The sequence below is a fragment of the Microbacterium sp. EB106-03-03-XG65 genome, from assembly GCF_058791955.1.
In genome coordinates, this window is record NZ_JBYTEB010000001.1 from 1,287,351 (window position 1) to 1,311,874 (window position 24,524).

General features: G+C 68.9%; 25 protein-coding genes. 19 read left to right on the forward strand and 6 right to left on the reverse strand.

Translation table 11 applies throughout. The annotated features are described in order from the left end of the window. Nucleotides 1-37: 37 nt before the first annotated feature. Nucleotides 38-412 (forward strand): DUF5684 domain-containing protein, encoded by a 375-nt coding sequence (locus AC3WS6_RS06050; RefSeq protein WP_492500158.1) that lies wholly within the window; start codon nucleotides 38-40, stop codon nucleotides 410-412. 1 nt (nucleotide 413) lies between these two features. Beyond that, entirely contained in the window at nucleotides 414-1,043 is a 630-nt protein-coding gene (locus AC3WS6_RS06055; RefSeq protein ID WP_492500159.1) for a histidine phosphatase family protein, read from the forward strand. 75 nt (nucleotides 1,044-1,118) lie between these two features. Here AC3WS6_RS06055 and AC3WS6_RS06060 read toward each other — a convergent pair whose 3' ends face one another. Beyond that, complete coding sequence (locus AC3WS6_RS06060; protein WP_492500160.1) at nucleotides 1,119-2,018, reverse strand: NAD(P)/FAD-dependent oxidoreductase; 900 nt, start codon at nucleotides 2,016-2,018, stop codon at nucleotides 1,119-1,121. Nucleotides 2,019-2,076: 58 nt separating this feature from the next. On the opposite strand from AC3WS6_RS06060, the gene AC3WS6_RS06065 reads away from it, so the two are divergent. The 5 genes from AC3WS6_RS06065 (at nucleotide 2,077) to ccsB (ending at nucleotide 6,902) form a co-directional block, all read left to right on the forward strand. Next, the gene (locus tag AC3WS6_RS06065) at nucleotides 2,077-2,481 is read left to right on the forward strand and encodes a MerR family transcriptional regulator (RefSeq protein ID WP_492500161.1); all 405 of its coding nucleotides are present in this window, start codon (nucleotides 2,077-2,079) and stop codon (nucleotides 2,479-2,481) included. 200 nt (nucleotides 2,482-2,681) lie between these two features. Continuing rightward, on the forward strand, nucleotides 2,682-3,335 hold the full coding sequence (locus AC3WS6_RS06070; RefSeq protein WP_492500162.1) for a TlpA family protein disulfide reductase: 654 nt from the start codon (nucleotides 2,682-2,684) through the stop codon (nucleotides 3,333-3,335). A 16-nt stretch (nucleotides 3,336-3,351) separates the two neighbouring features. Then, a complete protein-coding gene (locus tag AC3WS6_RS06075) occupies nucleotides 3,352-4,128 on the forward strand; it encodes a cytochrome c biogenesis CcdA family protein (protein WP_492500163.1) in 777 nt (258 codons plus the stop codon). A gap of 28 nt (nucleotides 4,129-4,156) precedes the next feature. Next, the gene (resB, locus tag AC3WS6_RS06080) at nucleotides 4,157-5,911 is read left to right on the forward strand and encodes a cytochrome c biogenesis protein ResB (protein WP_492500164.1); all 1,755 of its coding nucleotides are present in this window, start codon (nucleotides 4,157-4,159) and stop codon (nucleotides 5,909-5,911) included. A gap of 4 nt (nucleotides 5,912-5,915) precedes the next feature. Then, nucleotides 5,916-6,902 carry a c-type cytochrome biogenesis protein CcsB gene (gene ccsB, locus AC3WS6_RS06085; protein WP_492500165.1) on the forward strand — a complete coding sequence of 329 codons (987 nt, stop codon included), beginning with the start codon at nucleotides 5,916-5,918 and terminating at the stop codon, nucleotides 6,900-6,902. A 15-nt stretch (nucleotides 6,903-6,917) separates the two neighbouring features. Here the strand turns inward: ccsB and AC3WS6_RS06090 are convergent, their stop codons facing one another. The 3 genes from AC3WS6_RS06090 to AC3WS6_RS06100 all read right to left on the reverse strand — a co-directional run bounded on the left by AC3WS6_RS06090 (nucleotide 6,918) and on the right by AC3WS6_RS06100 (nucleotide 12,327). After that, nucleotides 6,918-7,499, reverse strand: coding sequence for a 2'-5' RNA ligase family protein (locus AC3WS6_RS06090; RefSeq protein ID WP_492500166.1), 582 nt, complete (start codon nucleotides 7,497-7,499; stop codon nucleotides 6,918-6,920). A 74-nt stretch (nucleotides 7,500-7,573) separates the two neighbouring features. Beyond that, nucleotides 7,574-9,544 carry a YhgE/Pip domain-containing protein gene (locus AC3WS6_RS06095; RefSeq protein WP_492500168.1) on the reverse strand — a complete coding sequence of 657 codons (1,971 nt, stop codon included), beginning with the start codon at nucleotides 9,542-9,544 and terminating at the stop codon, nucleotides 7,574-7,576. Continuing rightward, the gene (locus tag AC3WS6_RS06100; RefSeq protein WP_492500169.1) at nucleotides 9,541-12,327 is read right to left on the reverse strand and encodes an efflux RND transporter permease subunit; all 2,787 of its coding nucleotides are present in this window, start codon (nucleotides 12,325-12,327) and stop codon (nucleotides 9,541-9,543) included. Before AC3WS6_RS06100 ends, AC3WS6_RS06095 begins: the two co-directional genes overlap by 4 nt. Before the next feature lie 142 nt (nucleotides 12,328-12,469). On the opposite strand from AC3WS6_RS06100, the gene AC3WS6_RS06105 reads away from it, so the two are divergent. Next, complete coding sequence (locus AC3WS6_RS06105) at nucleotides 12,470-13,093, forward strand: TetR/AcrR family transcriptional regulator (RefSeq protein ID WP_492500170.1); 624 nt, start codon at nucleotides 12,470-12,472, stop codon at nucleotides 13,091-13,093. 9 nt (nucleotides 13,094-13,102) lie between these two features. Here AC3WS6_RS06105 and AC3WS6_RS06110 read toward each other — a convergent pair whose 3' ends face one another. Then, on the reverse strand, nucleotides 13,103-14,080 hold the full coding sequence (locus tag AC3WS6_RS06110; RefSeq protein WP_492500171.1) for an o-succinylbenzoate synthase: 978 nt from the start codon (nucleotides 14,078-14,080) through the stop codon (nucleotides 13,103-13,105). 120 nt (nucleotides 14,081-14,200) lie between these two features. Between AC3WS6_RS06110 and AC3WS6_RS06115 the strand changes: the two genes are divergently transcribed. From AC3WS6_RS06115 to AC3WS6_RS06165, 11 genes are all read left to right on the forward strand, one after another. After that, nucleotides 14,201-14,533: a PadR family transcriptional regulator gene (locus AC3WS6_RS06115; RefSeq protein WP_492500172.1), complete on the forward strand. Its 333-nt coding sequence runs from the start codon at nucleotides 14,201-14,203 to the stop codon at nucleotides 14,531-14,533. A 1-nt stretch (nucleotide 14,534) separates the two neighbouring features. After that, entirely contained in the window at nucleotides 14,535-15,494 is a 960-nt protein-coding gene (locus tag AC3WS6_RS06120) for a permease prefix domain 1-containing protein (RefSeq protein ID WP_492500173.1), read from the forward strand. 79 nt (nucleotides 15,495-15,573) lie between these two features. Beyond that, on the forward strand, nucleotides 15,574-16,485 hold the full coding sequence (locus AC3WS6_RS06125; protein ID WP_492500174.1) for a 1,4-dihydroxy-2-naphthoyl-CoA synthase: 912 nt from the start codon (nucleotides 15,574-15,576) through the stop codon (nucleotides 16,483-16,485). 33 nt (nucleotides 16,486-16,518) lie between these two features. Next, nucleotides 16,519-17,679, forward strand: coding sequence for an AMP-binding protein (locus AC3WS6_RS06130; protein WP_492500175.1), 1,161 nt, complete (start codon nucleotides 16,519-16,521; stop codon nucleotides 17,677-17,679). A gap of 34 nt (nucleotides 17,680-17,713) precedes the next feature. Then, on the forward strand, nucleotides 17,714-18,505 hold the full coding sequence (locus AC3WS6_RS06135; protein ID WP_492500176.1) for a class I SAM-dependent methyltransferase: 792 nt from the start codon (nucleotides 17,714-17,716) through the stop codon (nucleotides 18,503-18,505). Between the two features lie 64 nt (nucleotides 18,506-18,569). After that, entirely contained in the window at nucleotides 18,570-19,745 is a 1,176-nt protein-coding gene (locus AC3WS6_RS06140) for an ATP-binding protein (RefSeq protein ID WP_492500177.1), read from the forward strand. Continuing rightward, nucleotides 19,742-20,377: a response regulator gene (locus AC3WS6_RS06145; RefSeq protein ID WP_201469008.1), complete on the forward strand. Its 636-nt coding sequence runs from the start codon at nucleotides 19,742-19,744 to the stop codon at nucleotides 20,375-20,377. Before AC3WS6_RS06140 ends, AC3WS6_RS06145 begins: the two co-directional genes overlap by 4 nt. Nucleotides 20,378-20,471: 94 nt before the next feature. Continuing rightward, complete coding sequence (locus AC3WS6_RS06150) at nucleotides 20,472-21,233, forward strand: ABC transporter ATP-binding protein (RefSeq protein ID WP_492500178.1); 762 nt, start codon at nucleotides 20,472-20,474, stop codon at nucleotides 21,231-21,233. After that, complete coding sequence (locus AC3WS6_RS06155; RefSeq protein WP_492500179.1) at nucleotides 21,230-22,702, forward strand: ABC transporter permease; 1,473 nt, start codon at nucleotides 21,230-21,232, stop codon at nucleotides 22,700-22,702. Before AC3WS6_RS06150 ends, AC3WS6_RS06155 begins: the two co-directional genes overlap by 4 nt. A gap of 67 nt (nucleotides 22,703-22,769) precedes the next feature. Then, nucleotides 22,770-23,426 (forward strand): 2-phosphosulfolactate phosphatase, encoded by a 657-nt coding sequence (locus tag AC3WS6_RS06160; RefSeq protein WP_492500180.1) that lies wholly within the window; start codon nucleotides 22,770-22,772, stop codon nucleotides 23,424-23,426. A gap of 77 nt (nucleotides 23,427-23,503) precedes the next feature. Next, nucleotides 23,504-24,028: a DUF3054 domain-containing protein gene (locus AC3WS6_RS06165; protein ID WP_492500181.1), complete on the forward strand. Its 525-nt coding sequence runs from the start codon at nucleotides 23,504-23,506 to the stop codon at nucleotides 24,026-24,028. Between the two features lie 5 nt (nucleotides 24,029-24,033). Here AC3WS6_RS06165 and AC3WS6_RS06170 read toward each other — a convergent pair whose 3' ends face one another. Beyond that, nucleotides 24,034-24,522, reverse strand: a complete 489-nt coding sequence (locus tag AC3WS6_RS06170; protein WP_492500182.1) for a SprT-like domain-containing protein — start codon at nucleotides 24,520-24,522, stop codon at nucleotides 24,034-24,036. Nucleotides 24,523-24,524 lie beyond the last annotated feature (2 nt).

Consider the following 24,524-nt stretch of genomic DNA (forward strand, 5'->3'; position numbering starts at 1 on the left):
TCGCCACGACAGCCGCTCGACCAGCGAAAGGGTCACCATGGACAACAACGGCATCTCGGATCTCTACGCCCAGATCTTCTCCGGCACGACGGGGCTCATCGCCCTCGTCTTCTACATCCTCGTCGCCGTCGGCCTGTGGAAGGTGTTCACGAAGGCCGGATACCCCGGCATCCTCGCGATCATTCCCATCGTGAATGTGGTGTTCCTCGTCAAGATCGCCGGGATGTCCGGCTGGCTCGCGCTGCTCTACCTCATCCCGATCGTCGGGTTCGTCTTCGGGATCATCGTGGCGGTGAGACTGGGCGAGCGGTTCGGCAAGGGCGGGCTCTTCTCCTTCTTCCTGCTCTTCGTCTTCCCCTACATCGGGTACCTGATCCTGGGCTTCGGCGACTCCCGCTACCGCGCGCTCTGACATGGTGGCGTCTCGACTGCATCTCGTCCGTCATGGTGAGGTCCACAATCCGAAGCGCGTGCTGTACGGGCGGTTGCCGGATTACCACCTGAGCAAGGCCGGAACGCGCATGGCGCAGGCTGCCGCAGACCACATCGCCTCTCTCGAGCGGCCGGTCACGGCGCTCTACTCGTCGCCGTTGGAGCGAGCGCAGGAGTCGGCGGAGCCGTTCGCGACGCGGTTCGGACTCGTTCCCGAGATCGATATCCGCCTGATCGAACCGACCAACGTGTTCGAGGGCACGCAGATGCGTCGCTCGCTGATGAACCCGCTCAAATGGTGGCACCTGCGCCAGCCGTCGCTGCCGAGCTGGGGCGAGCCGTACGCGTCGATCGCCGAGCGGATGCTGGGCATGATGGCCGAGGCCTGGCGATCGGTCGACGGCGGCGACCTGGTGATGGTGTCGCACCAGGCGCCGATCTGGATCACCCATCTGCGGGTGGCGGGACTGCCGCTGCGGCACGACCCGCGCACCCGTCGCTGCGCGCTGTCGAGCGTCACCTCGTTCGAGCTCGTCGGTGATGTCTGGCGTGAAGTCGCCTACGCCGAGCCGGCGCCGACCGGCGACGCGGTCGACGTGGGCGCGGTCTGACAGCATCCGCCTTCGAATAGCGCACCTGGCAGATTCGGTGCCCCGAGACCTGCCAAGTGCGCTATTCGAAAGGCGTCAGTGGATCGCCAGCGACTGGATGACTCCGACCGCGGCCATCTGGCCGGCAGCAGCGGCGAGCAGCACTGCGGCCATCGGGCCAGGCAGAGACGCGCGGTGGGCGAGGTCTCCCGCCGCGAAGACCCCTGGTCGCGAGGTACGGCCGAAGTCGTCGATCTCGATGGATCCCGAAGGCAGCAGGTGCAGACCGAGCTGATCGGCGAAAGGCGCGCGATGGCGGGGGACACCGGCCGCCACGAACACACCCGCGACGGGGTGTTCCTCGACCGAGGTCACGATCCGCACCTCCTCTCCCTCCGGACTCACGGATGCGACGGGCGCGGCGCTGACACGTGCCCCGCGGGACTCGAGGGCGCTCACCTCCTCGGGCGTGAAGTGCTCGTCGACGGGGAGGACCGTGATGTCCGCGACGATCGGGCCGAGGAGCCCGATCAGATGCTCGGCTCGAGCAGCAGGACCCAGGATGCCGATCGAGCGCCCGGCATGCTCGTGGCCGTCGCAGAACGGGCAGTTGAAGGCCTTGATTCCCCATAGCTCCTGAAGACCCGGAACAGGAGGGAGGTCGTCGGCGACCCCGGTCGCGAGGATCACGTGATGTCCCGCCACGGTGCCGCCGTCCACGAGGCGGACCGTGAAGCCGCGGTCGTCTGCCGTGACGGTCTGCGCACCGAGATCTCGGATCTCGACGTCGGAGTACTCGGCGAGCTGGGCCCTGGCCGTGGTCCGGAACTCGGCGGGCGGTGTGCCGTCGTTCGCGATGACGTTGTGCATGTGCAGGACTGTGCCGTTGCGGTACTCCCCGGAGTCGAGCAGCAGAGTGCTCCGGTGCATCCGTCCGAGCGTCAGTGCCGCCTGCAGGCCGGCGGGGCCTGCGCCGATGATGATCGCGTCGTACATGTGGGGTCCTTCCGTGGGGGCGCTTGCGTTCGTGCTCAGTCTGTGACTTCATGTCAACATGAAGTCAAGCGCGCACAGCCAGTGGTCCGTGGGGGAGGTCGCGGCACGATTCGATCTGCCCACCAACGTGCTGAGGCACTGGGAGACCGTGGGGCTGCTCGATCCGGCTCGTGACGCCGCCGATCGGCGCCGCTACGGACAGGACGACATCGTGCGCATCGCCGTCATCCGGCGCAGCAAGGCTGCGGGGATGACGCTCGACCAGATCGCCGTGCTGCTCGACGAGAGCAGCGCGGGGCGTCATGAGGTGCTGCAACAGCACCTCGACGACCTCGACCGGCGCATGGAGGATATGCGCCGCTCACGGGAGATGACGGAGCATGCGATGGGGTGCCGCTCTCATGACATCGCGACGTGTCCGCGCTTCCGCGCGAGCGTGGACGACGTGCTCGCGCGGCTCTGAGCCGTTTCGTCTCGGGCGGCTTCGCCGTCCTCGCTCAACGACCGGGGGGGGGTTGCTTCGCCGTCCTCGCTCAACGACCGGGGTGGGGTTGCTTCGCCGTCCTCGCTCGACGACCGGGAAGGGCTGCTTCGCCGTCCTCGCTCAACGACCGGTGAAGCGCATCCGGCTCACCCATAGGAACCCCGCGTAAAATCGATGCCGTGCCACGCGTCTCGACGATTCGTCCGAACCGCAGCGGCCGCTCCTCCCGCACACGGCTTCCTCGCCGCGCGGTCGGTGTCGCGCTCGCCGCGGTGTTCGCCATCGGTCTGAGCGCCTGCGCTCCGGATGCGGTGAGCGATTCCTTCCTCTCCGGTGAGAACACGGGGTACGTCGCCGCCGACGGCGCGATCGTCGAGATCCCCGTCGCCGACCGAGACGCTCCGGTCGGCGAGTTCGGCGGGGTCACCGAGAACGGCGAGGAGTTCAGCAGCTCTGAGCTCGAGGGCAAGGTCACGGTCGTGAACTTCTGGTACGCGGGCTGCGCTCCGTGCCGCCTCGAAGCGGAAGCGCTCGAGGGCGTGTGGCAGGAGCACGCGGGCGACGAGGTGGCGTTCCTGGGCGTGAACACCCGCGATCAGGCCGACACCGCCAAGGCCTTCTCCGCAGAATTCGGCGTGACCTACCCGAGCCTGATCGATGTCGACACGGCCGAGGCGAAGCTCGCCTTCTCGTCGTCGGTGCCCATTCAGGCCACGCCGACCACACTCGTGCTCGACAAGCAAGGCCGAGTCGCCGCCCGCATCATCGGGCCGATCGACGGCACGTCGATCCTCTCGACGCTCGTCAAGGACGCGCTCGCGGAGGACTCGTGAGCCTCCCGGGAGCTGCATGAACCCCGGGGCCATCATCGACTCGGGCGCACTGTGGCTCGCGATCCCGGTGGCGATGCTCGCCGGGCTCATCTCGTTCCTCTCGCCGTGCGTGCTGCCTCTGGTCCCCGGTTACCTCGGGTTCCTCGGGGGAGCGGTCGCGCCTCGACGGGAGAGGACGGTGAACGGCGGAGGCGTCGCGACGGTCGAAGCGCCTGCTCGCGGCCGACTCGTGCTCGGAGTGCTCCTCTTCATCCTCGGCTTCAGCCTCGTCTTCGTCTCGCTGACGGCACTCGGCGGCATCGCGAACGTGTTCTTCCTGCAATGGGGTGAGCTGATCACTCGCATCCTCGGTGGCGTGATCATCCTGATGGGGCTGGTCTTTCTGGGCGCCTTCGGATTCGCCCAGCGCGAGTTCCGGTTCCACGTCGACCCGAAGCTCGGCGTCATCGGAGCCCCGCTGCTCGGTGTTGCGCTCGGCATCGGCTGGGCGCCCTGCCTCGGCCCGACGCTGACCGCGATCTTCGCCCTCTCGTTCAATCAGGGCGACCCGGTGCGGGCCGGATTCCTCGGCCTCGCATACTCGCTCGGCCTCGGCATCCCGTTCCTGCTCGTCGCCCTCGGGTTCAGGTGGGCCACGAGGACTGTCGGATTCCTGCGTCGGCACATCCGCGTGGTGAACATCATCGGCGGAGTGCTGCTGATCGCACTCGGCGTGCTGATGGTGACCGGGCTCTGGACCGACATCATGTCGCGACTGACGGCGGTGATCGGCAGTGTCCTCCTCCCGTTCTGATCAGAAGAAGACGCATCGGAAGGATGACGTGAGCAGCACAACCGAGAGTTCGAGCGATCCGCTCCGGCCGTCAGATCACGTCGACGGCGAGGAGTCGATCTCCCAGCCCCGTCTCGGCTTCGTCGGATGGCTGCGCTGGGGCTGGCGGCAGCTGACGTCGATGCGCACGGCGCTGATCCTGCTGCTGGTGCTCGCAATCGCCGCGATTCCCGGCTCGATCTTTCCCCAGCGCATGGCCGATCCCAACGGCGTCACCCAGTGGGAGCGCGACAATCCCGACCTCTTCCCGATCCTCGACGGCCTGAAGCTCTTCGACGTCTATCTGTCGCCCTGGTTCTCGGCGATCTACCTCCTGCTGTTCGCCTCGCTCGTGGGCTGCGTGATCCCCCGCATCAAGCACCATGCCAAGGCGCTCCGCGCTCGGCCTCCGCGCACCCCTGCGCGGCTCAAGAGACTCGCCGACTACCGGGCGGTCGACAGGGCGTCCGTCGACCCGAAGGCGGATGCCGCGGCATCCATCGACATCGCCGCGAAGCAGCTCAAGGCGCTCGGCTACCGCGTCGAACGCTACGACTCCGGTCGCACGTATTCGGCGTCCGCCGAGCGCGGGTACTGGCGCGAGACCGGCAACCTGCTGTTCCACCTCGCCCTGGTGGGAGTGCTCATCACGATCGGCGTCGGCGGCGGATTCGCCTATACGGGCCAGCGGGTGCTGGTCGAGGGGGAGACGTTCGCGAACACCCTGCTCGACTACGACTCGATGAATCGCGGTCGCTTCGTCGCCGACGACGCCCTCGCCCCGTACTCGATGCGTCTCGACAGCTTCGACGTCACGTATCAGCCGTTCGGAGAGCCGGGTTCGGGCCAGGCCGGCGACTTCTCGGCCAACGTCACCGTGCAGGAGAACGGCGAAGAGCGCACCGGCGCTGTCAAGGTGAATGAGCCGCTCGCGGTCGCAGACGACGATGTGTTCCTGCTCGGCAACGGATACGCGCCGACGATCACGGTGCGAGACCCCGAGGGCGAGGTCGTGTTCACGAACAGCACCCCGTTCCTGCCGCAGGACAACAACATGACCTCTCTCGGGGTGATCAAGGTTCCCGACGGCCTCGCCGAGCAGGTGGGCCTGGTCGGCTTCTTCTACCCGACGACCGGAGTGCTCGAGAGCGGCGCCTTCTTCTCGGCCTACGGAGACCTCACGAACCCGACTCTGACGCTCGACGTCTACACGGGCGACCTCGGCATCAACGAGGGAGTGCCCCGCTCGGTGTACGTGCTCGACACCACCGGTATGACCAAGGTGACAGGTCGTTCGACCGATCTCGAGTCCATCGAACTCGCCCCCGGTCAGACGGCGGACCTGCCGAACGGTCTCGGCACCGTGACGTTCGACGACGAGTCTCCCGCCGGCGCCACCGACCTCTCCGAGTCGGTCAAGCGATTCGCGTCGCTGCAGATCCATCGCGACGAGTCCGGAGTCTGGGTGCTCGGGTTCGCTCTCCTCGCTCTGGGCGGCCTCATGCTCGCGCTGTTCGTGCCGCGCCGTCGCGTCTGGGTCAAGGCGACAGAGGCGGACGGCGCCGTCGCGTTCGAGTACGCGGGGCTTGCGCGCGGCGAGGATCCGACTCTCGCGGCGGCCGTCGACGACCTCGTCGCGGGGCACGCCCGACTGCTCGACGAGTCGCGAGTGACCCGGGCGATCGACGAGCCGGACGAACTCGACCACGACCTCGATCGCGAATCCACCACGGACGCCGTGTCCGACAGCCCGAAAGTAGACTGACATCATGTTCGATCTCGAAGTGATCTCGCCCGTCCTGCTGTGGACGGCGATCGCGATCTATGCGGCGGCCTTCGTGGCCTACGCCTTCGATCTCGCCCGCCGATCGCAGCTGTCGGCGGACGCGGCGAGCGTTCGGGAGTTCGAGCTCGTCGGCGCAGGCACCGGATCCCCGGCGGCGAAGGGCGGCAAGGGTGCAGCGGCATCCGGGGCCGTCGACGCTCCGCAGCGATTCGTGATGGCGCGCATCGGAACCTCTCTCACCGTCCTCGCCTTCCTCTTCCAGCTCGGCGCCACGCTCACCCGCGGTTTCGCCGCCGGCCGAGTGCCGTGGGCCAACCTCTACGAGTTCGCGATGATGGGCACGCTGCTGATCGTCGCGGTGTTCCTCGTGGTGCTGACGCGCATCGATCTGCGCTTCCTCGGCACGTTCATCACGGGTCTGGTCGTCGTGCTGCTGGGTCTCGCGGCGACGAACTTCTACGTCGACGTCTCGCCGTTGATGGACCCGCTGAAGAGCGTATGGCTCGTGATCCACGTGTTCGTGGCGTCGCTCGGCACCGCGTTCTTCGCACTCGCGTTCTCGCTGTCCGTCATCCAACTCATGCAGTCGCGCCGCGAGCGCCTGATCTCCGAGGGCGCGGAGAAGACCGGGCCCGGTTTCCTGCGCACCTTCCCCGGGGCTGAGCGACTCGAGAGCATGGCGTACCGCTTCACGATCATCGGGTTCATCCTCTGGACGTTCACGCTCATCGCCGGGTCTATCTGGGCGTACTACGCGTGGAGCCGCTTCTGGGGCTTCGACGTCAAGGAGACCTGGACGTTCGTGATCTGGGTGCTCTACGCCGGATACATCCACGCACGCGCGACGCGCGGCTGGCGCGGAAACCCGTCCGCATGGCTCGCGATCGTCGGATTCTCCGCCGTGATCTTCAACTTCACGATCGTCAACGTCTTCTTCAAGGGTCTGCACGCCTACTCCGGCCTGAGCTGAGCGCCAGAGCCCGTCTCAGCTGAGTGAGCGCGGTCCCACGGGGATGACCTCGGAGTGCTCCGCGCCGTCTTCGTACCAGACGAGCTCGACGTCGCTGATGGTCTCGGCCGGGCGCGAACCGAGCGAGCGCCGCGACTTGTGCGACAACTCCGTCCATGCCGCGGGGGCGAGCGTCTGCGCATAGATCACCGACAGGTGGAACGTCCAGTCGTCCGTGCTGCGCTCGTCGAGTCGTCGGAAGTCGGTCGCCTCGAGCGCGTCGCTGAGCGTCGAGTAGGCCGACACGAGGGATGCGGTGCGTCGCAGCCGCAGGATCACGACCTGCCAGGGGGCGGGGAACACGTCGACGGCCTCCGCGACGACCTCGATCGGTCGCTGCGACACCGCCCAATCGCGGATGAGAGCGAGCAGTTCCTCGCGACGCTCGGGCTCTTCGAATGCGCGCAGGGTGACGTGCCCGGTGTGCGGGTGCGGAGCATCCATGCGACCCAGCGCCGACCGCTGCTCGGCCCGGTACACGTCCGACACGGCCCTCGTGGGTCGCAGCACGAGGTACTGCTGTCCCTCGAGAGACTCGAGCTGGGCGGGAGAGGTCATGAAGGGGCGACGCATTCTCTGATCGTACGTGCGCGGGCACACGTACGAAGACCGAGCGATCTCGGTGGGGCGGTTCACGCCGCCGCGAGGGCCCCCTGCACAGAGGTGGTGCGCCGCAGGGCCACCGCGACCGTGGTCGCGACGAGCGACAGCACGCCCCAGACGGTGAGGGCCGCGGCGGCACCTCCGTTCGCGGCGATCAGTCCGGCGAAGGCCGGCGCTGTCGGAAGCGCAGCCCCGAGGTCGCCGAGCCAGCCCGGCACGGTAGAGATGAGGCCGGTCGCGACGGCGAGAACACCCACGAGCGCGCTGATCCATCGGCCCACTCCGCCGAGCACCGCGACGAGCGCCTGGTTCACTGCCGCGAAGGCGATGCCGGCGAGCACTGCGGTGCCGGCGAATGCCCACCAGGCGCCCGCGTCGTACTCCGCCACGAACTGCACGATGAGCGAGACCAGCAGCCCCTGACCCGCTCCGATCAGGGCAGCCGGCAGAAGAGAGCGCAGTGCGAGACCCGCCGACGAGCGTCGAGAGGTCAGCGTGCGCGCCGTGTGGGCACGCATCACCAGGAACGAGGCGAGTCCCCCGAACCACAACACCACGGCCGTGAGCAGCGGGATCGCCGTCGGACCGAAGATCGTCGTGGCGTCGGCGCCCTCCGATGCGACCGGATCCGCGATCACCGATGCCAGCGACGTCGATTCGGAGTCGCTGAACGAGGGCAGCGATTCGGATGCCGTGCGCAATCCGCCCGCGAGGTCGCCCGTCCCGGTCGCCAGGGTGTCGAGGCCGGTGACGAGTTCCGTGCCGCCCGAGGCCAACTGGGTCGCCCCGTCCGACAGCTGGCCGGCGCCGGACGCGAGTGCGCGTGCGCCCGACGCCGAGGCCACGAGGCCGTCGGTCGCCAGCTGGTTCAGACCGTCGGCGAGCGTCGTGGCGCCCGCACCGGCCTCGCCCAACTGGATAGACAGAGTGCTGAACGAGCCCGGCAGGCCAGCGACGCTCGGGGCCACGTTCGTCAGGTAGCCCGACGCCGTGCCCGCCGAGGTGGCGGCGGTGACCGCGTCCCCGGCGGCGGCCGCGAGCTGCGCGCAGAGTTCTCCGGATGCGGCGGGATCGGGATCGCAGGTGGCTGCCAACCCGCCCAGGGTCTGCGCCAGCGCGGCGGTCTGCGAGGCGGCATCCGAGGCTGCTCCCGTGCCGGTCTGGATGGCGCCCACCAACTGCGTCACGCCCGCGGCGTTGTCCTGCAGCGCGGTGGCACCGTTCGTGAGTCCCAGCCCGATCTGCGACGCGCCCGCCGCCGCCTCCCGCGTCTTGGCGGTCAGGGTGTCGAGCCCCTCGGCGAGGGAGGATGCGCCGGTTCCGAGCTCGGCTGCTCCTGATGCGAGCTGCGTGGCTCCGTCGGGAATCGCCTGAGCGCCGGTCGCCGCATCGCGCGCACCGGTCGCGAGTCGATCCGCGCCGTCGGCGGCCTCGCCGATCTGATCGCCGATGGTCGTGAACCCGACCAGGATGTTCTCCGTGGTGGCTTCCGAGAGCATGGTGCCGAGCGTCGACGCCGCGACGTTCGCGATCTGGCTCGTGATGAGGTCGTCGGCCACGAGGCCGTCGTCGGGCGTGGTGACCTCGATGGTCGCCTGTTCGGCATCGCCGCCGCCGTCTGAGATCGCCTGTCCCGCCGACGTCGCGGCCGAAGAGAACTCCTCGGGGATCGTGATCACGGCCTGATACGAGCCGTCGGCCAGACCGTCCTTCGCGTCCTGCTCGTTCGAGATCACCCAGGTGAGGTTCGAGTCCAACTCGTCAGAGCCCTCGACGAGCCCGGAGGCGAGCTGACGCCCGAGCGGAGTGAGCTGACCGTCGATCTCGACGGGCTCATCGAGGTTGACGATCGCGGCGGTCATGGAGTCCAGCCGCTCGGTCGGGTTCTGCAGCGCCGCCACCAGGATGCCGCCCACGGCGGCTGGCAGCAGCAGCACTCCGAGGATCGTCAGCCAGGTGATCGGCTTGCGCGAGCGAGCGCGTTCGATGGGGAGGGTCATGCTGTCACCTCGGTCGATTCGGGGGATTCCTGAGGGGTGCGCGGCTCCCGGTGCGCGGCGGGTTCGTCGACGTCGATCGTGTCGCCGACGCCGCGTCCGGCATCCGTCAGCACGTCGCGGGCGACGGACGGGTCGAGAGTCGTCATCAGCACCGCAGTCGTGGCAGGTGCGTCGCGCAGACGCGCGGCGAGCTGATCACGCTCGGGGCGCGAGAGCCGATCGACGCCGTCGATCACGACGAGGGCGGGAGCGCCCCGGAGCGCCTCGGGGAGGTCGGTCGAGAGGCCTCCCGCATCCGCGGCCATGACCGCCCCGACGTGCGCTCGCACCCATGCCGTGCGACCCGGCAGGAGATGCCCCGCGACGCGCAGACGCCCGCCTTCGGGGGGCACGCGTCCCGCGATCGTCAGCGCCAGCGCGCGGAGTGCCCCGGCGGACGATCCGGTGAGCACTGCGGTGGAGCCGGGTTCGACCCGCAGGTGAAGCCCCTGCACACGGGTGTCGGCGATCGAGAGCTCGTCGGCGGCGACCACGGAGTCGTCGCCCGGCCACTCGGCGAGATGGCGTTCGCGCTCGACGGCCTCTCCCTCGATGTCGACGCGGGGGAGGATCCGCTCGAGCCACGCGGGGATCTCCCATGCGCGCTCACCGAGGATCGCCATGAGCGCGGGGATCAGCGTCATGCGCACGAGGAACGCGTCGATGGCGATTCCCGCGGCGAGGCCCAGCGCGATCGGCTTGAGCGAGGAGTCGCCCTCGGGGACGAACGCGACGAACACCGCGAACATGATGAGCCCGGCCGCCGTGACCACCTTGGCCGACCCCGTGAAGCCGCTGCGCACGGCGCGCAGTGCGGCTGCTCGTCGCGTCGCACGGTCGCCGCTCTTCCTGTCGGGGTCGTGCACGAAGTCCTCCCGCATCCTCGAGACGAGGAACACCTGGTAGTCCATCGCGAGGCCGAACAGCACTCCCATGAGGATGATCGGCATGAAGCTGATGATCGGTCCGACCTTCGCGACATGCAGAGCGTCGGCGAACCACCCCCACTCGAACACCGCTCCGACGATGCCGAACCCGGCGATGATCGAGAGCAGGTAGCCGAGAGCAGCCGTGATCGGGACCCAGAGCGAGCGGAAGACGATCGTCAGGAGGATCAGCGAGAGGCCGATCACGAAGATCCCGAAGGGCAGCAGCGCGTTGCCCAGCTGATCGGAGATGTCGATGCCGACGGCCGTGAACCCGGTGACCTTGAGATCGATGCCGAACTCGTCGAGCCACTCGTCGTGGTGCGACCGGAGATCGCGCACCAGCTCGGCCGTGGCCGGGTCATCCGGGGCCGTCTCGGGGATGATCTGCACGATCCCGGTGTCGGCGGTCTCGTTCGGTGTCGCCAGTGCGACCTCTTTGACGCCGGGGATCTTCGCGACCTCGTCACCGAGGTCTTCCATCAGTCCCAGGGGGTCGGTCGAGGTGACGATCGTGCCGGTCAGGATGAGCGGGCCGTTGAACCCTGCGCCGAACTCCTCGGCGACGAGGTCGTAGCTCTGCCGCGCTTCGTTGTCCTTCGGCAGCACGCCCGCGTTCGGCAGTGCGAGATCGAGGCTCAGAGCCGGAACGGCGACGATGCCGAGCCCGAGCACGACGGCCACCGAGACGAGGATCGGCCGCGTGGTGACGCCTGTCACCCAGCGGTCGCTGAACGGACGGCGGGCCGCGGGTGCGGGCTTTCCGTCCTTCGCCTTCGGTGCCCTGCGTGGGCGGCCCACGACCCTGCCCTTCATGAAGCCGAGCAGCGCCGGCGTGAGCGTCACCGCGATGGCGACGGCGACGGCGACGGCGGCGGACGCCGCGATGCCCATCGTGGTGAGGAAGGGGATGCCGGCGAACCCGAGGCCGATGAGAGCGATCAGCACGGTCACTCCGGCGAACACCACGGCCGACCCGGCGGTGCCGACCGCGCGCGCCGTCGACTCCTCGGGCTCGACACCGTCACGCACCTGATCCTGGTGTCGGGCCATGATGAACAGCGCGTAGTCGATGCCGACGGCGAGGCCGAGCATGAGTGCGAGGAGGGGAGTCGTCGATGAGACCGTGGCGAACGCCGTCGCCGCGAAGATCCCAGCCATCGAGATGCCGACGCCGAGCACGGCGGTGAGCAGCGGCAGGCCGGCCACGACGAACGACCGGAAGGTCACGATCAGCACGAGCAAGGCGATGAGCAGGCCGACCGCCTCGGTCAGCGTGACGCCCGGGATCGAGGTCGCGAAGAGCTCGCCACCCAGTGATGTCTGCGATCCGGCGGGGAGCTCGGCGGCGAGGTCGGAGACGACGTTGCGCAGCTCGTCCTGGGTCGCCTCTGACACGTCGGTCGACTGGCCGTCGAACTGCAGGCGGATGATGCCCGCGGTCTCCTCGTCGTTGATCATCCCGCTGACCATCTCGTCGTAGGGCGAAGTGGCCGAGAGCACGGAGTCGTCGAGGTCGGCGAGCTCGTCGACCGCATCCTCGATTCCGGTGCGATACGAGTCGTCCGTGATCGAGTCGCCGTCGGCCGCGACGACGATGATCTGCGCACTGGTTCCGCTGACTGCCGGGAACGAGCGGTTGAGCTGCTCCAGTCCCGCCTGGGATTCGGTTCCGGGGATGGAGAACGAGTTGTCGGTGCCCGCTCCGAGCGTCAGCGCTCCGGCGCCGGCGATGCCGAGCACGAGGATCCACGAGAAGAGGACGCGCCACGGATGCCGGTAGGACCAACGGCCGAGCGAGGACAGGAGTGTGGACACGGGTCTCCTCAGGGAATGCCGATTTGAATACACAGGTGTATCCAATACATAGATGTATCGTAGGGTGATCCGAGCCCCCGAGTCTGTGTGCGGGGTGTGAGAATGTCAGCCGGACTCAAGAACCGAGTGGAAAGGCGTATCGATGACGACATCCGCCACGCGCAGTCGCGAGAACACCCGAGTCAGGCTTCTCGACGCTGCGGCGCAGGTCTTCGCCGAAGTCGGACTCGAGGGTGCATCCGTCGAGGCGGTGTGCGAGAGAGCAGGGTTCACCCGCGGCGCCTTCTACTCGAACTTCGACTCGAAGGACGAGCTGTTCCTGATGCTGGCCGGCAGCGTCGCCGAGCAGCGGGTGAGCGCCGTGCGGGATCGTGTCGACGAGATCGCCGCCGAGGGCGGACTCAACGCAGGGTGCGACCCGGTGGAGCTGGTGCAGCGGATCATGGATGCCGGGGGCGACGACCGCCTCGGCGTGATGCTCATGAGCGAGATCCGCATCCGTGCGCTGCGCGACGAGCAGTTCGGTGCGGCCTACCTGCTGCAGGAGCGCGAGATGGTGTCGAGCATCGCGACCATCATCACCGACATCGTGGCGGTGGGTTCTCTCGAACTCAAGGTGCCGGCCGACCAGGCGGCCCGCATGCTCATGATCATCTGGGAGGGCATGACCGTTCGGGGTGCCATGGCCGGCCATGACTCCGATCAGCTGAGGCACTCCGGCGGCGAGGAACTGGGCAGGCTCGTGCAGCTGCTGCTCGCGGAATGACCTGAGGCGTCAGCGCGCGTCGAGCGCGGCATAGCACCGCGCAAGGCGATCGAGCCACCAGTCGCGGCGGTCGTCCGCTGCGGCGAGGCGTGTCAGTGCGGCGGGGTCAGGTGTCACTCGCGCAGACGGGATCGATCCGTCGACCGGGCGCAGATCGGCGACGTCATCCAGGAACAGCGATGCGGTGCCCAGACCGCAGTCATGCGCGAGAGTCGGCAGCGCGGCGGCGAGTGCGGCGCCCTGCGAGAGGCCGATCGCCGTGTCCAGCGCGCTGGACACCACCACGGGGAGGCCCGCGGCGGTGATGATCTGCAGCGCGTGGGTGATGCCCCCGAGCGGCTGCGCCTTGACCACCAGCAGATCGGCGGCTCGCTCGCGGGCCACGGCCAGCGGATCGGTCGACTTGCGGATGCTCTCGTCGGCCGCCACCGGGATGCCCATGTACTTCACGCGGGTGCGCAGCTCGGCCAGTTCCGGGACTGTCGCGCACGGCTGTTCGACGTACTCGAGGTCGAACTCGTTGAGAGCGTGCACGGCGTGTTCGGCCTCGTCGATGTTCCATGCGCCATTGGCATCGACGCGTATGCGCCCCTCCGGGCCCATGGCCTCTCGCACGGCTCTCACGCGCGCGACGTCGTCGGCGAGGGTCTGCCCCGGCTCTGCGACCTTGACCTTGGCCGTGCGGCATCCGGCGAAGCGTGCCAGCAGACCTGCCGCCTCGGCTGCGGGGATGGCCGGGATGGTGGCATTCACCTGAATCCGCTCGCGCAGGGGCTCGGGTTGCGGATGCCAGGCGAAGTCGATCGCCGCGCGGAGCCAGGTGGCCGACTCGGAATCGTCGTATTCGATGAACGGGGAGAACTCCGCCCAGCCCTCGGGCCCCTCGAAGAGAAGCGCCTCTCGGGTGTCTACGCCACGGAATCGGGTGTGCATCGGAAGCGAGACGACAGTGGCTGAGCCGAGCAGTTCTGTGAGCGGAGGGAGCATGTGCTCATTCTGCTCCGTGCCGGAGGTTCCACGGTGCCCGCCGTGCCGAGAGCGTCGCCTGTGTGAGACCGTCTGACGTGTGATTGACAATAGTGTGTGACACACAGTAATGTGGTCGACATGAACGAGACCCTCGACACGCATCTGCAGGAACTGCGCCGCGGCACCGTGGTACTGGCGTGCCTGCAGCTGCTGCGCACCGCGGGGTACGGCTACGGGCTGCTCGAAGACCTCGAGCGCCGCGGCTTCGCCACCGACGCGAACACGCTGTACCCGCTGCTGCGACGGCTCGAGAAGCAGGAGTACCTGACGAGCGAGTGGAACACCGACGAGGCTCGGCCCCGCAAGTTCTACCGCACATCGGAAGCCGGAATCCGGCTGGCCGACACCCTGACCGAAGAATGGCGCTCCCTCACGACGTCGATCGCCACCCTCACAGCCGAGGAGAACTGACATGCCCACGACAGCCACGCTCACCGAGCGCTACATCAGCGCCACGATCCGCAGCCTCGCACCCGAGGCGCAGAACGACGTTCGCGCAGAGCTCGAAGCGTCGATCGCCGACGCCATCGACGCGAGGCTCGAACAGGGGGAGGCCCTTGCCGAGGCCGAGCGGGCCGTGCTCACCGAGCTGGGCGACCCGGGTGCGCTCGCCGCGGGCTACGCCGATCGCCCCCTGCACCTCATCGGCCCGAAGTACTACCTCGCGTGGTGGCGACTGCTGCGGCTGCTGCTGTGGATCGTACCGATCTGCGCCTTCAGCGGAGTCGTGATCGGTCAGCTCATCGAGGGTGCGCCTACCGGCGGCATCGTCGGATCGGCGGTCGTGGCGGCGCTGACCTCGATCGTCCACGTCGGGTTCTGGGTGACTCTGGTCTTCGTGATGCTCGAACGCACCGGAGCCGACACGGGGGTGCGATGGAACGTCGATCAGCTCCCCGAGCCGACGCCGAACGGCACAGGGCTCGCCGATGCCATCGCATCGATCGCATTCGTGGTGCTCGCAGCGGGAGCGGTGTTCTGGGATCCCCTGCTCGGGTTCTTCCCCACCGGCGGCGAGCCGATCGCCGTGCTGCACCCGGACCTCTGGCCGTGGGGCATCGCCACGCTGCTCGCGCTGCTCGTCGCGGAGGCCATGCTGGCGGTGGTCGTCTATGCCCAGCGGCGATGGACGTTCGCGACGGCGGTGGTGAACACGGTCCTCGCGGTGATCTTCGCCGCCTGGGCGCTCACGCTGCTCGTGCGAGGTCAGCTGATCAACCCGGAGTTCCTCTCCTTCGTGTTCACCGACAACGGTGTGACCGACGAGACCATGCGCATCCTCGCGGTCGTCGCCGGCTTCTGCCTCGTCGCCTTCCCGCTCTGGGACATCATCGACGGCTGGATCAAGACGGCGCGCGCTCGCCGCCGCTGATCACCGGACCCAGACGGCGTCGCCTCCTCAGGGCGACGCCGTCCGGGTCTGCAACCCGGGCGGGAATAGGCTGGATGCCGTGACCAGCGCTTTCGTCTCAGACCTGTTCGACCCCGACGAATGGGTGCTCGCGCCCGGTGCCGAGGACTACACCGACATCACGGCACACGTGAGCACCGACGGCGGAGTCGCGCGCATCGCGTTCAACCGCCCCGAGGTGCGCAACGCCTTCCGCCCGCACACCGTCGACGAGCTCTACCGGGCCCTCGACGACGCGCGCCAGAACCCGCGCATCGGCGCCGTGCTGCTCACCGGCAACGGACCGAGCCCGAAAGACGGCGGGTGGGCGTTCTGCTCGGGCGGTGACCAGCGCATCCGCGGACGCGACGGGTACAAGTACTCCGACGACGAGACGACCGTGCACGATCCGGCGCGAGCCGGCCGTCTGCACATCCTCGAGGTGCAGCGACTCATCCGCTTCATGCCCAAGGTCGTCATCGCGGTCGTACCGGGATGGGCGGCCGGCGGCGGGCATTCGCTGCACGTGGTGTGCGACCTCTCGATCGCCTCCGCGGAAGAGGCGCGGTTCAAGCAGACCGACGCCGATGTCGGCAGCTTCGACGCGGGTTACGGATCGGCGTACATGGCGCGGCAGACCGGGCAGAAGTTCGCCCGTGAGGTCTTCTTCCTCGCCGAGGAGTACTCGGCGCAGCGCGCGTACGAAGCCGGAGCTGTCAACCGGGTCGTGCCCCACGCCGAGCTCGAGCGCGAGGCGCTGAAGATGGCGCGTACCGTGCTCACGAAGTCTCCGACGGCGATCAGGATGCTGAAGTTCGCGTTCAACGCCGTCGACGACGGGCTCGTGGGGCAGCAGGTGTTCGCGGGCGAGGCCACGCGTCTCGCCTACGGCACCGACGAAGCCGTCGAGGGACGCGACTCGTTCCTCGAGAAGAGGGACGCGGACTGGACGTCTTTCCCTTGGCACTACTGAGCCCCTGACAGCATCGAGCGGATCGAGACGGACATGGTCGCACTGCGGTCGACGGATGCCGAGAATCCGACCGAGCTCCGCCAGGCGTTGGCGCGCGCCCTCGATGGCGGCCCGGCACTCGGGTTCGGCATGCTCGGGGACGCGCCGAGCCACGTCCCCGACGGCACCGCGGTCGTCATCGCGACGTCCGGATCCAGCGGCATCCCGAAACGCGTCGTGCTGAGCGGGGAGGCGCTCCGCGCCAGCGCGAATGCGACCGTCGAGAGGATCGGCCGCGGTCGCTGGCTTCTCGCGTTGCCCGCCGGGTACGTCGCCGGCCTGCAGGTCATCGTCCGGTCGCTCGTCGCCGGGACGCATCCGGTGGCCCTGAGCGGTCGGTTCTCGCCCGCGTCATTCGCAGACGCCACACTCTCGATGCTCCGCCCCGAGCCCGGGGGATCCGGCTCGATTCCCGAGCTGTACTCCTCTCTCGTCCCCGCTCAGCTGTCGACGCTGCTCGATGCGGCCGATGACGCACCGGTCAGGGCCGCGCTGAAGTCCTACCGCGCGATCCTCGTGGGGGGTCAGGCACTGCCCGAGCCGCTTCGCGACAGGGCGGCAGACCTCGGTGTGCGCCTGGTGCGCACCTACGGGTCCACCGAGACGAGCGGCGGCTGCGTCTATGACGGCGTGCCGCTCGACACGGTCGCGGTGCGCACTGTCGGCGGCGAGCTGAGAGTGGCGGGGCCGATGCTCGCCGACGGCTATCTGGGTGACGGCGAGCTCACGGCGAAGAACTTCTCCCGCGACGAACACGGCATCCGGTGGTATCACACGGGCGATCTCGGCATGGTGGAGGACGGTCTCGTACGCGTGCACGGACGCGCCGACAACGTGATCGTGTCGGGCGGCATCAACATCTCGCTCGATCGCGTCGAGAGTCTGATCCGTCGAGTCCCCGGCCTCACCGGCGCCGTCGTGGTGGGCGTGCCCGACGAGCGATGGGGAGAGGCCTCGGTGATCGTGGCGGCGCGCGGAGAGACACTCCGACGCAGCGAGGCCGAGCAGCTCGCGCATGCGCGCGACATCGTCGCCGACGCGCTCGGTGCGCACGCGCGACCGTCGCGACTGATCATGGTCGACGCGCTCGAGGTCCTGACCTCGGGCAAGCCCGACCGCGAGGCGATCCGTCGCGCGGTCGTCGAGCTGCACTGAACGGGCGCCCACCGGCCGCCTGCCAGACTGAGGCATGGCCATCTACACCCACGGGCATCACGAAACCGTCCTCCGATCCCACAGCAGCCGCGACATCTCGAACTCCGCCGAGTACCTCCGGCCGCACCTGGCCGAGACCACGCGCCTTCTCGATGTGGGAGCCGGGCCCGGAAGCATCACGGTCGACTTCGCGGCCCACGTCGCACACGTCACGGCCACCGAGATCGATCAGACCGCGCTGTCGCTGTCGCGTGACCTCGCTGCGAGCAGGAGCCTCGACAACGTCGACTTCTCGGTCGAGGACGTGCACGCGATGAGCTTCGCCGACGACAGCTTCGACGTCGTGCACGCGCATCAGGTGCTGCAGCACGTCGCCGATCCCGTTCAGGCGCTCCGAGAGATGCGACGCGTCGCGGTGCCCGGAGGTGTGGTCGCGGCGCGAGACGCCGACTACGCCGGATTCATCTGGTTCCCGATGCTGCCCGAGCTCGACAGGTGGCTGGATCTCTACCGACGCGCCGCGCGTGCGAACGGGGGCGAGCCGGATGCCGGGCGGCGACTGCTGGCGTGGGCGCGCGCTGCGGGGTTCGACGACATCACGGCGACGACCTCCACCTGGACCTACGCGACCCCCGAGGATCGCTCCTGGTGGGGCGGCATGTGGGCCGACCGCATCCTGGAATCGGCCCTCGCGCGGCAGCTGGTCGACAGCGCGATGGCCACCCCCGATGACCTGCGGCAGATCAGTGACGCCTGGAAGCGCTGGGCCGATGACGGCGACGGCTGGTACCTCGTGCCGCACGGCGAGATCATCGCGCGCGCCTGAGCCGCGGCGTGGATACATCTCCAGGCGGATGCGTGGCACTCGACGCGCCGCGTAGCGTGGGGGAGTGATCCGCCCGCTCTCTCGCACGGCGCTCGTGCTCGACATCGTCGGCGCGGCGCTGCTCTTCGTCATCCTCACCCCGTTCTCGATCGCGTTCTACGGCCCGGGCGCAGGAAACGTCGAGGTGCCGAGCGCGAGCATCGTGGCGATCGTGGTGGCCGGTGTGCTGATGTTCGGCGGCGTCGCGGTCGGCCGGCTCGCTCCGGGATTGGCCCTGGGGGCCGCCTGGCTCGGCGCCTTCGTGCAGATGCTCGCGGGGCAGGGGCCTCTGCCCATCGATGTCGCCATCCTGCTGGTGCTGTACGCGACCGCCGCATGGGGTTCGCGCGTGGTCCTGTGGTGGGGGTTCGGCTCGGCGCTCTTCGGCGCCTTGATCGCCGCCGCGTACATGGTCATCGTCACCGGCGTCGCATCCGGTGCCAGCGGCTGGGAACAGCTGACCTCAGGAACGCTGCTCCTCGTGGTCTCCGTTCTCGCGCTCGGTTTCGCGTGGGTGTGCGGTCTGCTGTGGCGGGTCGTGCTGCGGGCGCGGCGAACCCGGTCGGCCCAGTTGCAGGCGGAATCGCTGGCGGCGGAAGAGCAGGAGCGGGTACGGATCGCGCGCGACATGCACGACATCGTGGCGCACTCGCTCGCCGTGGTGATCGCGCAGGCCGACGGGGCGCGCTATGCGGCCGCGACGCAGCCCGAGATGACGGGCGATGCGCTGGCGACGATCGCGCAGACCGCGCGCGCGGCGCTGAGCGATGTCCGCCTGCTGCTCACCCAGCTGCGACACCGTCAGGGAGATGGTCCGCAGCCGACGCTCGCCGACCTCGAGACGCTGTTCGCCCAGGTGCGTCAGGCGGGGATCGAGCCCCGCATCACCGTCGATCCGACGCCTCCCGGAGAACCCCCGGGGGCGATCCAGCTCGCGGTGTACCGGATTCTGCAGGAGGCGCTGACGAACGCGATCCGGCACGGCGACGGTGCGGTGGACGTGCGCCTCGCCTGGCTGCCCGATCGGGTCGACCTGCAGGTGCGCAACACCGTGCGCGCGGGCGACGCGCAGATCGGCGGAGGGCATGGGGTGATCGGCATGCGCGAACGAGCCCAGCTCGTGGGCGGTAGCCTGCTGGCAGAGCGTGATGGCGTGCAGTTCGTCGTCACCGCCTCGCTGCCGATCGGAGAGACTGCATGATCAGGGTCGTACTGGTCGACGATCAGGCGCTCTTCCGCGCCGGGATCCGGATGCTGGTCGCCTCGCAACCCGACCTCGATGTCGTGGGCGAGGCGGGCGACGGTCGTGAGGCGGTGTCGCTCGTGCGCTCGGTCCGCCCCGACGTCGTCCTGATGGACATCCGCATGCCGGTGATGGACGGACTCGCGGCGACCGCCGAGATCCTCTCGCAACCGGATCCGCCCCGCATCGTGATGCTCACGACCTTCGATCTCGACGAGGCCGCGGCCAGGGCCATCCGCCAGGGTGCAAGCGGGTTCCTGCTCAAGGACGCGGACCCGGAGTTCCTGCTGGCGGCGATCCGCACGGTGCACGCCGGATCGAGCGTGATCGCCGCGTCGGCGACCCGCGAGCTCTTCCAGCACTTCGCCGAGGCCCCGAAGCCCGCTCCCGCACAGTTCTCCACGCTCACGGAGCGCGAGCGCGAGATCTTCGCGCTCGCAGCACGGGGCCTGTCGAACAGCGAGATCGCGGCACGGGAGTACCTCAGTGAGGCGACGGTCAAGACGCACATCAGTCGAATCCTCACCAAGCTCTCGCTCCGGGACCGGGTGCAGCTCGTCGTGTTCGCGTTCGAGCACGGCCTCGCCTGAGTCGCGAGCACGCGTGCAGATCATCCTTGCGATGTAGGCGCATGAGTCGCATGGGCGACGCCGGGTGCCGCCTGCGAGAAATAGCGTCGTCGACATGCAGATCACGACCAGCGACCTCGGGCTCGCAGCCCGCGTGCAGCACCTCAGCAAGACCTACGGCACCGGAGAAGGCGCCGTCCGCGCTCTCGACGACGTCAGCGTCGGCATCCGACGCGGCCAGTTCACCGCCATCATGGGCCCCTCGGGTTCGGGCAAGTCCACGCTCATGCACATCATGGCGGGCCTGGACACCCCGTCGGACGGACGCGCCTGGATCGGCGACACCGAGATCACCGGCCTCGGCGACCTCGACCTGACGATCCTGCGTCGACGCCGCGTGGGATTCATCTTCCAGGCCTTCAACCTCGTGCCCACCCTCACGGCGATGGGCAACATCCTGCTGCCCTTCGAGCTCGACGGAAGACGCCCGAGTGCGATCGAGAAGGCGCGCATCGACGGCCTCGTCGAGACCCTGGGACTCGGCGCACGGCTGCAGCACCGCCCGCATCAGCTGTCGGGCGGGCAGCAGCAGCGGGTCGCGATCGCGCGTGCGCTCGCCACGGCACCAGACCTGGTGTTCGCCGACGAGCCGACGGGAAACCTCGACTCGACGTCGGGACGCGAGGTTCTTCAGCTCCTCGCGACCGCGAGCCGCGAGCACGGGCAGTCCATCGCGATGGTCACGCATGACGCGATCGCAGCGAGTCACGCCGACCGGGTGTTGTTCCTCGGCGACGGTCGACTCGTCGCCGACCACCCGCGTCAGACCGCGGAGGAGATCTCGGCGTACATGCTCGCGGCGGAGGTGGCGGCGTGAGCGCGGTGGTGCAGGATGCGGTTCGCACAGTCGTGCCGCAGAGCGCATCGACGGGCCCGCGTTCCGCCTGGCTCCGCGAACGGGGGATGGGAGCGAGCATCCTCGTCGCCGCGCTGTCGGCCGCCTTCGGCGTGGTACTCGTCGAAGTGACCGCATACCTCGGCGCGGTGCTGCAGGCGGACCCGTTCATCGGCGACAGCGAGAGCCTCGCTCTGGTCGTCGGCCTGCTGTCCGTGCTGCTCACGGCGGTCGCGATGTACGTCGCAGCGATCGTGACGGCCAACACGTTCTCGACGATCGTCGCGGGCCGCACGCGCAGGATCGCGCTGATGCGTCTGATCGGCGCGACTGCTCGGTCGCAGCGTGCCGAAGTGGGGAGGCAGGGGCTCATCATCGGTCTCATCGGGGCCGCCACCGGGGTGCTCGCGGGACTTGTGCTCTCGGCGATCGGCGTGCAGATCGGGTCGACGTGGGTCGCGCATCAGCCGTCCGACTTCTCTCTCGCGCAGCCGGCGCTCGCCCTGCCCGCCGCCGGCGTCGCGCTCACGACCTGGGCGGCGGCATGGGTCGGGTCGAGGCGAGTGCTCGCGGTCACGCCGCTGCAGGCGATCGGCGGATCGGTCGAGCGGACGCACGACGAGGTCTCACGTCCCGGACGCCACGTCGGAGCGTGGGTGCTTCTCATCACGGGATCGGTGCTGCTCGCCGGAGGCGTGGTCCTCGGGCTGCTGCATCCGCTCGGCGTCGTCGTGGCGTTCTTCGGAGGGCTCCTGTCGTTCACCGGCCTCGCGCTCGGTGCCGTGCTCTTCATGCCGCCGGTGCTGCGCCTGGTCGGGCGCCTCTTCGGCTCCAGCGCGACGGCACGATTGGCCGCCGAGAATGCGCTGCGGTACCCGGAACGATCGTCGCGCATGGCGATCGGCGTCGTCATGGGGGTCACGCTCGTGACGATGTTCGCCGTGGCCCTCGAGTCGGTCAAGCAGATGCTCATCGGGCAGTCCGAGGGATCCATCCCTGAGGAGTTCTTCGCTCCGTTCGACGCGTTCGCCTCGATCATGATGCTGCTCGTCGCCGTCTCGGCCGTGATCGCGGCCGTGGGCCTGGTCAATCTGCTCACGATCGGTGTCGTGCAGCGTCGCCGCGAACTCGGGCTGCTGCGGTCGATCGGGCTGTCGAACCGGCAGGTGCGCCGCATGGTGCTGCTGGAGGCGACGCACATCACCGTCACGGCGACCGTCACGGGGCTCGTGCTCGGTGTCGTCTACGGATGGGTCGCGGCGCAGTCGCTGCTCGGATCGACGCCGACGCTGCCCGACTTCGAGCCGGCCGGGCTCGTGGCGCCGCACGTCCCCTGGCTGCCCGTCGTGATCATCGTCGTCGCCACAGCCGTGCTGACACTGGTCGCGGCTGCAGCACCGACCCGCCTCGCCACTCGCGTGGCACCGGTCGAGGCGCTCGCGGCGGACTGACGAACAGTGCGGTCCCGTCGACGTCATGCGTCGGCGGGACCACGATCGTGCGTCATAAGCTGGACGGATGCCGTCTGCGTTCGACCAGTCCACGTATCAGGTGCGTCTCGAGTGGGGCGTCGACGGGCTCGTCCGGCTCGCCCCGGCTGACATCGTCGTGGTCGTCGACGTCCTGCGGTTCTCATCGACCGTGGCCGATGCCGTGGCGGGCGGTTCCGGGGTGTCGCTCGACGGTGCGGCGCAGTGGTCGCGTAACGGTGCGGCCGTGGCGGCAGCGGTGAAGGATGCGACCGTGCTGCTGGGTGGTCTCCGCAACGCCGGCGCTGTGGCGCGCGCAGTCGTCGCTCTGCAGAATCGGCGTCAGGCCCGCACCTCGGTCGCGATCATCGCCGCCGGTGAGGTCGACGGCACGGGGGCTGCGCGCTTCGCGGTCGAAGATCATCTCGGAGCCGGCGCCGTGATCGCTGCGTTGACCGACCTCGGCATCGATCACACCTCGCCCGATGCCGCCGTCGCGGCCGAGGGGTTCCGGGCGCTCCGCAGAGCACTCCGGCACATGGTCAGCGCGAGCGGATCTGCGCGCGAGATCGCCGAGGGGGTGCCGGGCACCGCGAGGATGGTCGAGGCCGGCGTCGAGCCGACGTCGTCCGCCGCGGCCGCCGAGGTCGATGCCGTCGATGCGGTGCCGATCCTGCGCGACGGGATATTCGTCGCGTTCGACTAGCCGAAGGCTCACCGCGCAGCGGGGGACAGGCCGGGTGTTCTCCGCGCGTTGTCGCTGTCAGGCCGTAGAGTCGGGGCATGCGGTACGTCCCTGCTCTTCTCCTCGATGCGATCTTCGTGCTCGTGTTCGCCGCGATCGGTCGCGCATCGCACGATGAGAACCCCGCCGGCTTCCTCATCACGGCGTGGCCTTTCCTCGTCGCGCTCGTGCTCGGTCACCTCGTCGCCGCCCTTCTGCCCGGTCGTCCGCGTCGCCCGTGGGCGCTTGCGTGGGGTGCCGTGGTCTGGGTCGTGACCGTCGCGGGCGGCATGCTGCTCCGCATCGTCACCGGTGACACGGCGCAGATCGCGTTCATCATCGTCGCGACGATCACGCTCGGCGTCCTGCTGATCGGCTGGCGTGCCGCGGCTGCACTGTTGCGACGCCGTCGCGGCGGTGGCTCATCCGCTGCCGAGACCGACGGGCCGGGTGGTGACCAGGACCTCCCGACCGATGACGGGTCGGAGTTCGAGGACCCGGAGATCACGGAGTCCGAGCGAGACCCGTCTCTCCGACGCGACGGGGAGCGCGGCAGGGGATCGCACACCGACCCTCGTCCGTGAGACGCTCAGCGCGACATCTGCGCGGCTGACCGGGTATCGGCCGTGATCTCGCGCCGTGTCCAGGAGAATTGGTATCGAGCGTCGAATGCGCGAGAGCAGCGCGCACACGACGTCGGCCGCGCCGGACGCCGGTGCCGATACGTGACATGGCCCGACGGGCACGTGCCGACCCACGGAGCGAGCTCGACCGCAGTCTCGCCGTGATGAGTCGTCCCTCCCACATACCCGAGGTCGCGGGCCACTCTCTTCCAGGTCGGGCCGTGGGCTGCGGTATGCCCCGCGAGCGCGTGCGCGACCTCGTGCAGCAGCACCTGGTGGATCTCGTCGTCGTCGAATCGAGCGGCGAGGTATCGCGAGACGGTGATGCGTTTCTTCGTGTAGTCGCACTGACCCGCACGTCGCTTCGCGTGATCGAAGTCGAAGGACCAGCTGTCGTCGAGGTGCAGTGCGATCAGTGCTTCGCCCCAGACCCGTACCCGGTCAAGTTCCGCCATGC

Bases quoted from the DNA above. Each gene is read 5' to 3' on its own strand.
- AC3WS6_RS06145 (WP_201469008.1), top strand. From the start codon at position 19,742: ATGATCAGGGTCGTACTGGTCGACGATCAGGCGCTCTTCCGCGCCGGG.
- AC3WS6_RS06075 (WP_492500163.1), top strand. From the start codon at position 3,352: ATGAACCCCGGGGCCATCATCGACTCGGGCGCACTGTGGCTCGCGATC.
- AC3WS6_RS06110 (WP_492500171.1), bottom strand. From the start codon at position 14,080: ATGCTCCCTCCGCTCACAGAACTGCTCGGCTCAGCCACTGTCGTCTCG.
- AC3WS6_RS06095 (WP_492500168.1), bottom strand. From the start codon at position 9,544: ATGACCCTCCCCATCGAACGCGCTCGCTCGCGCAAGCCGATCACCTGG.
- AC3WS6_RS06160 (WP_492500180.1), top strand. From the start codon at position 22,770: ATGCCGTCTGCGTTCGACCAGTCCACGTATCAGGTGCGTCTCGAGTGG.
- AC3WS6_RS06115 (WP_492500172.1), top strand. From the start codon at position 14,201: ATGAACGAGACCCTCGACACGCATCTGCAGGAACTGCGCCGCGGCACC.
- AC3WS6_RS06150 (WP_492500178.1), top strand. From the start codon at position 20,472: ATGCAGATCACGACCAGCGACCTCGGGCTCGCAGCCCGCGTGCAGCAC.
- AC3WS6_RS06055 (WP_492500159.1), top strand. From the start codon at position 414: ATGGTGGCGTCTCGACTGCATCTCGTCCGTCATGGTGAGGTCCACAAT.
- AC3WS6_RS06170 (WP_492500182.1), bottom strand. From the start codon at position 24,522: ATGGCGGAACTTGACCGGGTACGGGTCTGGGGCGAAGCACTGATCGCA.
- AC3WS6_RS06090 (WP_492500166.1), bottom strand. From the start codon at position 7,499: ATGACCTCTCCCGCCCAGCTCGAGTCTCTCGAGGGACAGCAGTACCTC.
- AC3WS6_RS06060 (WP_492500160.1), bottom strand. From the start codon at position 2,018: ATGTACGACGCGATCATCATCGGCGCAGGCCCCGCCGGCCTGCAGGCG.
- AC3WS6_RS06065 (WP_492500161.1), top strand. From the start codon at position 2,077: ATGAAGTCAAGCGCGCACAGCCAGTGGTCCGTGGGGGAGGTCGCGGCA.
- AC3WS6_RS06165 (WP_492500181.1), top strand. From the start codon at position 23,504: ATGCGGTACGTCCCTGCTCTTCTCCTCGATGCGATCTTCGTGCTCGTG.
- AC3WS6_RS06120 (WP_492500173.1), top strand. From the start codon at position 14,535: ATGCCCACGACAGCCACGCTCACCGAGCGCTACATCAGCGCCACGATC.
- AC3WS6_RS06130 (WP_492500175.1), top strand. From the start codon at position 16,519: ATGGTCGCACTGCGGTCGACGGATGCCGAGAATCCGACCGAGCTCCGC.
- ccsB (WP_492500165.1), top strand. From the start codon at position 5,916: ATGTTCGATCTCGAAGTGATCTCGCCCGTCCTGCTGTGGACGGCGATC.
- AC3WS6_RS06050 (WP_492500158.1), top strand. From the start codon at position 38: ATGGACAACAACGGCATCTCGGATCTCTACGCCCAGATCTTCTCCGGC.
- AC3WS6_RS06105 (WP_492500170.1), top strand. From the start codon at position 12,470: ATGACGACATCCGCCACGCGCAGTCGCGAGAACACCCGAGTCAGGCTT.
- AC3WS6_RS06135 (WP_492500176.1), top strand. From the start codon at position 17,714: ATGGCCATCTACACCCACGGGCATCACGAAACCGTCCTCCGATCCCAC.